Here is a 10,202-nt window from a genome sequence, read left to right on the forward strand (position 1 = left end):
GTCACAAGTGTGCGTAGCTATTTTTTAATCAATATACCAACCGACAGAACCAATTGGACTATTACTGCAAATACTAGGATACTTAATAACTGTTGAACTAAGAGCACGCTTAAAAGTAAAATTTTCAACAACAATCAAACGAGGAATAAAATCTAAATTAATTCTAATTTCAAGAGTTTTTGTTCCACTTTCTAAATGAACATAAAAATTATCATAATCATTCTGAGTAAAAGTGTAAGTACCGCTAGCCCATTTTTTCCGTTGACTTAACTGATTATTTAAGCTAGTAATCTGATTTTGAAGTTGTGCAGTAGTAGCATCTGAATTATCAAAAAATGTCTTTATTTTCTCAGAAAACTCAACTAATGTATTATCTAAGCTTGAATGAACGTTTTTAAGTGCTAAAGTATTTACAATACTAGTTTTACCACTCTTAAATGCAGTTGCAATCTCTCTCCATTTATTTGTAACTTCCTCACTTGATGAACCTGCTGGAAGTGGAGCAACACCTTTACCGATAGTTAAGATTTTTTCTACTGTAGCATTATTACTGTCTGTAACAACTATTTTAAGTGTGTGTAGCGCATTATCTTCTAATGTATAGTTAATTGTTTTCTCTGTTGTTAAATCTGTTGTTATAGTTTCTTTTAGTACATCATCTATAAAGTATTCTATTTTAGTTAATAGTGTAGGGTCTGTGTGGTCAGCTTTAAACGTTGCTTGTATGGAGTTATAAGAGGATACGGTTAAAAAAGGTAATGCTTGTAGTAATGTTATTAGGGCATAACCATAAGCACCACTAGTATTTCCACCTGGTGTCATAACTATGTTATCAAAATAATATTCAGATGTTGGTGTGTAGCCAACAGGCTTATAACTATCTTTAGTTAATACGTAGCCACTTCCACCTCCACCTGCTCCCACACCATCCATTCCTGCACCACCAAACCAGCCACCTCCACCGCCTTCGCCAGTTGAATCTTTAACAGAACACCCTTTTCCAAAACTTCCGTTTTCTGTGCTTACACGACCAATACCACCTTGATATTGAGTACCGCCGGGACGATGTCTGTCGTTAGCACTATACCCAGTACCTCCTGCTAATCCTCCTCCTGCACCACCAGTATAAGGAGAATATGAACCGCCACCACCACCTGCAACAATTATACGAGATAGTAAACCTTGCTCATTATCCCAAGCACCACCAACGAGCCTTATATCAGTAGCCCCACCACCATACATAGAATAATAAGTACCCATAACCTGTTGATTTAAGTAACCTTTACCACCACCATTAAAACCACTTTTAGTGTTATTATTCGTAGATGAAGAAGCATAACCACTTTCGCCGACATAAATATATAATGTAGTTTGTTTTTTTAATGTAATTTCACCTTTAGAATATCCGCCTTTAGCATCAGTATCCCAAGAAGAATTGTTGATACCTCCAGAAGAACCCCAACATTCAAATTTATATTTACCGGGTTTCAATGTAACATTTTGTGGTGAACCATTATAACCAAAATTCCATACTGTTTGCATTTTCTCACTCTCCTCTCTTAAATAGGTAACATATCATTTTGTATAGATATATTAACCTCGTTAAAATTTTCTATCTTTCTAACAACTTCATCTATTGCCCCTTGCACCGTAGTAGCAGTAAGATTACTTGTTGCATTATTATAACTTGTCTTATCTGCTGTTGTTTCTATTTTTGCCAAATCTTCTTTTACTTTATTTATTTCATTTAATAAGTTTCCAGCTGCATCCCCATCTAAAATATCTTTTATACTTTCAAACCAAAGATTGAATTTAGATACAAAATTTGTTGTAGTAGTGTTATACCAATCATCTTGTTTATTCTCTTGATTTTCTCGCCAAGTATTGAAATTACTGATTTCTTCATCCTTCCAAGCGTTTAATTGTGCAAGTAATGTTGTTGTGTCTATTTCTTCTACTGTACCTTTTACAATTCCACATAGAGTTTTATCTAATCTTAAATCTGTTATAGAACTTTGTGTAATACTTATTGCTCCAGCTCTGATATAAATATCAGCTAATCCAAGTTCGTACGCATCTGCATCACGTTGTAATTCTGTTGCAGCTGGGGAACTATTAAAAGTACCTTTTTTAACAGCTAATTTAATATTTCTATTTAAAGTATCAAATCTTAAAACCACTCTGTCTATTCTATTTAAAATCCCATCTGCAGGGTCTATATTAATTACTAAATCGTCTGTGTTTATATAGATAGCTCCATTAATCCAACCTTTACCTTTTTTTACTGTTATAGTCATATTATTATTATCGACAACTTGCAAATTGCTGCTTGGATTAGGAAATACCCCATTACCTATAAAACTTGCAAAGTATTCTCTAAAGTCCTCTGCCTTGTATCTCCTATCGCTATTTATACTGTTAAATACAAAACTTTTTTCCATTATCTCACCATCCTTTTTATTTTAGAAAATAAGGTTGGTATACTACTCCCAAACGTAATTTTTAATTTCATTCCATTTTTACTGTAGCTTTCTTGTACTTCTACAATTCTAGTATCCATTGTTACTTTCAATTTTCTATCTTGAATTGTAACAATATCCCCTAAATTATAATCTTTTTCATATATAAAAGTATTTTTAGGGTCTACCTCTAATTCGAAACTTTTCAACTCTTCGTATTCTTTTAATTTAATCTCGCCTTCTTTTTGTAGTATACTTATAGTGTTTTCGCTTACATCTGCAAAGACTTCGTTTCTTTCAAAGCCTTCTACCTCGCCGACTGAAATTACTAGCTTTGTTGAATCTTCTTTGCCACCTGCGAAAACAACATTTTTAGAATTAATTATACTTTCTGTAAAGTGTCTCGCTCTTATATTATCAAAATCACTTCTGAAAATAATTGGTGGATTTTCTGTTTGATTAATAGTCAAATCTTTACCAGCAACTACATCAAAAATAAATTTCTTCTGTTTAGCATCTAATGTTATCTCCCAACCAAGCCCACAAAATTCTGATATTTCTTGTATTTTATCACTTAAATTTTCGTAAGAACTTCGCCACACATCAGCATTTCCAAGGTTTTTATTTTCTGAAATGATAAGATTATCAATTACACGCTTTAAGTTTGAAGGGGCTACACAGTTATTATTAACAAAAGCTTTTATAATTTCTTCCTGTGTCCCCTCGTGACTTTCAAAAGCTTCTCCAGTCCTTGGTACAATAATTCTTCTATTTAATAAACCTTTCAAATCTACACCTTTAACAGATAGAATATCGCTTTTTTCTCCTGTTTCGGTGTACATAAACTCTCGATGAAGTATCAAACAAACTTTATTATAATTTTTACCTAGCAAAATAATATTGTTTTTAACTAATTTATCTACATGGTTTTTATTAGCGTTTATTTTTAGACTAAACTCCCCAACTTTATGAAACCTCTTGATAATCTGTAATTCTTCGTAATTATCTATTTCAGCTATTAAATTTATATTTTTATCTAGTATTCTTATACTCTGTTGCATATTACACCCCCAAATAGAGCGGATTATAATATATAGACATTTCTAAATTATCAATTCCGACATCAGCATCATAACGAAACAGATTATCTCCCACGCTAAGTTGTAAAAATTCGCTATCTAAGTCAATCCAATTGAAAACATTTATTCTTTCATAGTTTGATTTTACTAACTCTATTCTTTTATTTGCAAATTCTGTTGTTATTTCTAATAAATCCCCTGCTTCAAGAGTTCTGTTTATCTTAATATATTCTCTTGTATTTACATTGAATAAAGAAGGATTGTCAACTGTTGCAAGTGCTTTAAATTGTATTTTCATGCCACATTCGATGTCGCCAGTATTTACTACATTGCAAATTAAATTACTTACTCTATGACCCATTTCTATTCCTTCGTCACTTATCTCTAAAGTAAATTCGAAGTCACCAACCCATAATGCAACCTCTTCTTTTAAAACAAACTCATCCATCCAAAATGGGCTTGGAGTTAAGAGCTGTATAAGAAACTTTTGCATCAATCCAATTGGCGTTTGAAATGTTATGTCTTGCACAACTCCTTCGATACGTCTAGTTAATGCGTTATTTGTATATATAAACTCCATTTTTCCAAGCTTAGGATTAAACAAAGACGTTAAATATGCACGTTTTAACTCTAAATCTTCTTTATTTTTTGCATAAATAGCTGCTGAAATCGGAAGTAATCTCTCTTTTATACTTATATCATCTATACTTACACCATCACCTAGATTGTTCGAGACTGAAATATTAGCGCTAGTATTTGCTCCGTTTTCTATTTTTTCTAACAAAAAAGGGCGTGAGTTTCCTAATTTAATCTCTTGCCCTTTCGAGTTTCTACATATTAATTTTTGCAAGTTTCACACCCCTTTTTTACAAACTAAACGCTAGACTTCTTATTGTTCTTTCGATTTCTCTTGCTGTGTTTGAGTCTGTACTATTAACATTTACATTATAATTAGTTGTTCTTGAATTATTATTATAATTGGCTTCTCTTCTTCCCGAATTTGAATTAGCTGCTGAATTTCCTTTTCTAATATCGCTATTTAAACTTAATGCTTCATTTCTAGCGTTATTTATTTCTCTTGTAATACTATCAATTAAATTTTTAATTTCAGCTATAGCAGGTTTAAATCCTTCGAGTAATTTTTCCCCTAACGTTTGACCAGCATTTTTATATGCATCTGAATAACTATTTAATAGTGCAACTATCTCTTTTTGATTTTTATCCATTATTAATTTTTCCGCTTCCGCTTGAAGTTTCGATTCTTTTATTCTTTCATCATAGAACTTTTTAGCATCTTCAAGTCTTTTATTATAATACTCTTTTTCGCTTTCGTATATTTGATTTATATTTTCTATTTCGTCTTTTTTCTTTTCTTCTAATTCTTCTTTTCTCTTTTTTAAAGCTTCTTTTTTATCTTCTATTTCTTGTTGCTCTATTCTTTTCTTTCTTTCAGCTAAAACCTTCTCTAATTCTTTTTGTAATTGTTCTTTGTTAGTGTCATCATGTTCAAACTTTATAGCTGTTTTAATTTCTTCTATTTTGTTTAATTCTTCTTTGTCTTGTTCAAGTCTATCTTTTTCCTTTTCAGCTTTTTCAAAAGCTTCTAATTCGTTGTCAATGGCTTTTATCTTTGCATCATAGACACTATTAATTCTATTTATACTTTCTTCTTTCCATTCATCCAATGCGTCTAACTCTTTTTTTATACTCGCTTGTTGAGCTTCGTATTCTTGCTTATATTTTTCCTTTAGTGCATCGACTATTGCTTTTGTTAAATCATCAACTTTTTTTACAAACTCTTGTCTATCTTGCAATTCTTTATTTAGCTGCTCTTTAGCTGAATTTGCTATCTCTTTTAATTGCTCGACTTCTTTTTCTTTTTGCTCTTTTCTTAATTCTATAGCTTCTTTTATTTTTTCTTTTTTAGCTGCGTATTCTTCTTTCAATGCATCTTTAGCATTACCTTTAACTTTTTTAAGTGCTGCTTTTTCTTGTTTAGATAATTCATCTATTTGTTTATTAAATAGTTTTATATCTGCTTCACATGCTTTTGTAGCTTTCTTTGTTTCTTCTTCTATAATCTTTGTTATCTTTTCAGTTGCTTTTTTTACCGAGTCGCTATTATTAGTAATACCTTGCGCTAAACCTTCATCAACGAATTTACCAATTTCAGCCATAACACGAGATGGAGAATGTATTCCTAACACTTTTCTAACTGCATCAGCAGCCTTTTGCCCTAGTTTTTTAGCTTCGTCTACTACTTTATAAGCAAAACCCGACATACCTTTTACTAAACCATTTACTAAATCTTGACCCGCTGTTAAGAGTTTGCTTGGAAATTCTTTTATTTTGTTTACAACATCAGTTCCAATTTTTTGTGATGCGTTAACAGCATCTTGTTTTTTTGAGTCTATACCTTCTCTTAGTCTTGTAAACATGTCAATAGCTGCTTGTTTCAGCTTAGCTGGAAGTGTTTTAAAAAATGTAATGACATTATTCCAAGTCGTCACAATATTATTTTTAATTTCTCCTAGCTTGGTTGTTACAGCGGTTTTCATACTTTCCCATGCGGTTGTAAGGGTCGATTTTATATTTGTCCATGTGTTTGAACAAATTGTTTTTAAACCTTCCCAAGCGGTCGAACATGTCGACTTTATATTCTCCCATATATCGCTTAGAGTTTGTGTTATAGACTCCCATATAGTTATTGCAGTACTTTTCATACTTTCCCACATGCTAGAAAGTAAATCACCTATTGCGGCTAATGCATTGTTAAATACTTCTTTTATAGATTCCCACGTATTCGAAAGTCCTTGTTTTATATTTTCCCAAATTTGCAAAGCGTCTGTTTTTAACTTATCAAAATTTCCTGTTACAACATCTAAAATTAATAACACAGCACCGAGCACTATGTTTTTTATAACTTCCCAAGTGCTTCTAAAAAGCTCTTTTATACCATCAAAAATAAGTTTTAATTTTTCGATAAAGGGTGCAAATTTTTCTTCTAATTGTTGTTTTATAGCATCCCAAGCGTTACTAAAAATAAGTTTTATACTTTCCCATGTTGTTGTAAAGAATAATTTTATAGACTCCCATTTTTCACTGATATTTTGTTTTATTTCTTCTATCTTTAAACCTATAGACTCTTTTATCTCTGTCCATTTAGTTGTTACAGTAAGCTTTATATTATCCCACAAAAGGGCTGTATTTTCTTTCAAATTAGCCCATCCAGTAGAAATTTTCTCTTTTAAACTTTCGACCCAATTGCCGGCTATATCGTCCCACTCTTGCATTTTTCCTTTTACTGTATCATTTAAAACTTGCCATTTAGATTTAATTTCTCCTGTCGTCCAATCAACTTTACTTGCTTGATTTTCTGCTTGTTTCTGTGCCTCTGCAACGACTCCTTGGTGCATTTCTTTAGCTTTATTTATAGATTCATCTTTTTGTCTCGTTGCTTCCTGTACTACTTTGTCAGCTAGCTTTTCATTTTCTGCGCCACCCTCTGCTCTAAGCTGTGCGGCTATTTTTAATCTTTCGTTATATTCTTCGTTAGCTGCTTTTATACTTTCATCTTTTTTCTTTATTGAATTTTTAACTACTTCCGCCGCTTCTTTAGCTGATAAATCAACATGGTTTGCTTTCATTCTTTCCATTATTGCTGCTTGCTCTGCTTCGCTTTTACTCATTGTGTCAACTGCGGTATTCAGCATATCTGTTTTTATTTGATTTATTTCTGTTGATTCTTCTTTTGTTAATGCTCTGTGTTCTTGACTAGCTTTAGTCATTATTTGATTTATCTTTTCATTGCTCTTTTTAATCTTTTCTTCTTTGACCGAATATGCCTCTTCTGTATTTTTAATTAACTCTTCTTTTTCTTTGTCGCTTAAATTCTTAGAAGTTGCAAACATTTCTTGCAAGGATTGAATGCCTTGCTCTTTGCTTTCTTGGAGTTTAGCGACAATCTGATTTGACATTTCTGTAAAATTAGATACTATTGTTTGTTTCATTTTTTCTGAAACAGTCTCACCGCTCCACATCAACTGATTTAAAGATACTGTTGTCTTTTCTTCTAAATCCATAAAAGCGCCCACAGCTTCTTTTGTATTATCTGATATACTTTTTCCAAATCGGTTAATCGGTTCTATAGCATCTTTAGACATGTCTTTAGCGACTGTCGCAACTGATATACCTAGTGCAGCAATTCCAGCTACAGCTATAGCAACGGGGCTTGATAATGCACCCAAAATTGTGGCTAAAGCACCTACAGCTGGTGTCGCTGCGGCTGCTCCTGTTGTTACAACTGCCATAGCTGCTGAAAAAGTACCAAAAGCCCCTATAACTCCACCAATCATACTAACTATTTTTCCACCAATTAATAAAACCGGTCCGAGTGCTGCCGCCAATCCTGCTATTTTAACTATAGTTTCTACTGTAGCAGGTTTCATTTCATTCAATTTATTTGTAAGGTTTTGAAACCAGTTAACCGCTTGCGCTATGCTTGGTTTTAATGCATCGTATATTTTGAGTCCTAATTCCTGTATAGCTGATATTAAAGCAGTTATAGAACCTTTGTTATTGTTTTGCATAGTCTTAGCCATTTTGTCTAATGCACCTGTACTGTTACCAACCTTTTTTTCAAGTTCTGAATATTCTTCTCCGACTCCAGATAATAAAGCTTGCAAAGTAGAGATTTGCGTTTTTCCGCCTATCATAGACAAATACATTGTTCGTTGTTCTTCTGTCATGTCTTTTGTTTTTTCTTTAAGTTCCATCAAGACATTAGCCATACCCTTAAATTTGCCGTTAGAGTCAAAAGCACTTAGCCCTAGCTTCTCCATTGCTACACCAGCTTGCCCTGCTCCACTCGTTAGATTTATCATGATAGAGTTTAAAGAATTTCCTGCCTCGCTGCCTTTTAGTCCTCTATTTGCGAGTATTCCAAGTAGTGCATTAGCTTCTGAAAGAGGTACGTTTAAATTTTTAAAAGTACCACCACTTACTATCATAGCTTCCATAAGTGCGTCGATATTAGTATTTGAACTTGCAGCAGTTTTAGCAACTTGGTCTAAGTATGTTGGTAATTCTTTTACACTAAGCCCAAGACTCGACATAGAGTCAGTCACTAAATCTGAGGTTCTTGCAAGGTCTAAATTTCCAGCTTCCGAAAGTCTTAAAACAGGCATTAAAGCTTCCATTGATGTTTTTGCATCCCATCCAGCTACATTTTGTTATCGCAGAGACTCTTTATTCTCTACTTCTATATATTTCTATATAGTTCGGACTATCTCTTTACCCTCAACTTTACTTGTTAGGGTAGAACGCGCTCGTGGATATTTCAACATATAAAAAGCCCTTTCAAAAGGGCTTTAAACTTAGTTTATTTTATCTAGTCTCTACACCTTCAAAGAAGTTTCCTTCTAAACTTGGCACGGTATTGACATGTTTATTTAACAGATTCTAAATATGTGTATATCTTATTTTTTCGTTCTTCGGAGTAAAATTCTTTATTAGGATACCATTCCTCAAATATTTTATTACATTTACTAGAGTTACAACTTCCGCATACAGGTATAATATTATCTCTTGTATAATTTCCACCCTTAGATATTGGTATGAAATGTTCTTGTGTAACTTTTTCTATTTCTTTCCCACAATATGCACACTCAACTACTCCATGTTCATTATTAAAATATTTTTTACATTCTTCCCATTCATTTTTTGTGTACGTATTTAATAATAATCTTTTTCTTGCTTCTCTAGCATGATAACTTCTTATTTTTAGATTTTTAGACTTTTCCTTATTACTTTCATTCCATTCTTTCACTCTATTTTTAATATCAACACTATTTTTTATATAATATTTTTTGTTATATTGAGATATTCTATCTTTGCACATGTTATTATATTGCCTTTTTCTAAGAATAATTTTTTCTCTATTTTTTAAATGATATTCTTTTTGTATCTTTAATTGACAAACTTTACAATAACTATAAAAACCTCCATTCCCTCTTTTATAAAATTCATTTATATTTTTTCTTATTCCGCAAATTGTACAAACTCTATATCCTTTTTTTAATTCTTTGTTAGTTCTTTCAATCTTTTTTAATTTGCTTTTTTCGTACCAATCTTTTTTGCTTTGGATAACTTTATCTTTATTTTTTTCCTTATATCTTTTACCTTGGATTCTTGCACAATCTTTGCAGTATTTTTTTAAGCCATCTTTTGTATTTTTACTCTTAGAAAATAAACTTTCTTCCTTTTCTTCTTTGCATGAACAACATATTTTTAATGTCATATAAATCACTCCAAATATTTATATAATATCTTTGTTTTTAATTATAGCAATTTTACAATATCAAATATCGTTAAATAAATTTAGTTTTCACCGTTTTCACGTTCTATTTTATGCTATAAGTTTCCTTATAACCGCTCTAACTTTTAAAGCCATATAGCCAAGCGCATCAGCTGCGTCTTTAGCTGTTTTGGATGTAGATGCTCCTGCTTCTCTAGCTGCTTTTTCAAGTTCAACCATTTCGTCAGCTGTTGCTCCGCTTAGTCCCTGTACATTTGACATAGATGCTTCAAAATCCATTCCAAGTTTACTAGCTGCTACCCCGATAGCTGCAATAGGTACAGTAATGCCCATGGTCATTTTTTTGCC

6 protein-coding genes and 1 pseudogene are annotated in these 10,202 nt (G+C 32.1%); all 7 read right to left on the reverse strand.

What is annotated here, in order from left to right:
- Window positions 1-24 precede the first annotated feature (24 nt).
- The gene (locus tag KGF39_RS18190; RefSeq protein ID WP_227823388.1) at window positions 25-1,542 is read right to left on the reverse strand and encodes a glycine rich domain-containing protein; all 1,518 of its coding nucleotides are present in this window, start codon (window positions 1,540-1,542) and stop codon (window positions 25-27) included.
- A 17-nt stretch (window positions 1,543-1,559) separates the two neighbouring features.
- Window positions 1,560-2,441, reverse strand: coding sequence for a hypothetical protein (locus tag KGF39_RS18195; protein ID WP_227823389.1), 882 nt, complete (start codon window positions 2,439-2,441; stop codon window positions 1,560-1,562).
- The gene (locus tag KGF39_RS18200; RefSeq protein WP_227823390.1) at window positions 2,441-3,520 is read right to left on the reverse strand and encodes a siphovirus ReqiPepy6 Gp37-like family protein; all 1,080 of its coding nucleotides are present in this window, start codon (window positions 3,518-3,520) and stop codon (window positions 2,441-2,443) included. Before KGF39_RS18200 ends, KGF39_RS18195 begins: the two co-directional genes overlap by 1 nt.
- 1 nt (window position 3,521) lies before the next feature.
- The gene (locus KGF39_RS18205) at window positions 3,522-4,388 is read right to left on the reverse strand and encodes a phage tail family protein (RefSeq protein WP_227823391.1); all 867 of its coding nucleotides are present in this window, start codon (window positions 4,386-4,388) and stop codon (window positions 3,522-3,524) included.
- A 16-nt stretch (window positions 4,389-4,404) separates the two neighbouring features.
- Window positions 4,405-8,748, reverse strand: a pseudogene (locus KGF39_RS18210) (phage tail tape measure protein); the annotation flags it as partial.
- A 236-nt stretch (window positions 8,749-8,984) separates the two neighbouring features.
- Window positions 8,985-9,836, reverse strand: a complete 852-nt coding sequence (locus tag KGF39_RS18215; protein ID WP_227823393.1) for an HNH endonuclease — start codon at window positions 9,834-9,836, stop codon at window positions 8,985-8,987.
- A gap of 108 nt (window positions 9,837-9,944) precedes the next feature.
- Window positions 9,945-10,202 (reverse strand): phage tail tape measure protein (locus KGF39_RS18220; protein ID WP_227823394.1); only part of this gene is annotated, 258 nt, incomplete at its 5' end.

Origin of the sequence: Clostridioides sp. ZZV14-6345 (genome assembly GCF_020657775.1) — a bacterium.
Lineage (GTDB): Bacteria > Bacillota > Clostridia > Peptostreptococcales > Peptostreptococcaceae > Clostridioides > Clostridioides difficile_D.

Excerpts from the sequence above, each read along its gene's own strand:
- KGF39_RS18190 (WP_227823388.1), bottom strand. The coding sequence starts at position 1,542 with ATGCAAACAGTATGGAATTTTGGTTATAATGGTTCACCACAAAATGTT.
- KGF39_RS18195 (WP_227823389.1), bottom strand. The coding sequence starts at position 2,441 with ATGGAAAAAAGTTTTGTATTTAACAGTATAAATAGCGATAGGAGATAC.
- KGF39_RS18200 (WP_227823390.1), bottom strand. The coding sequence starts at position 3,520 with ATGCAACAGAGTATAAGAATACTAGATAAAAATATAAATTTAATAGCT.
- KGF39_RS18215 (WP_227823393.1), bottom strand. The coding sequence starts at position 9,836 with ATGACATTAAAAATATGTTGTTCATGCAAAGAAGAAAAGGAAGAAAGT.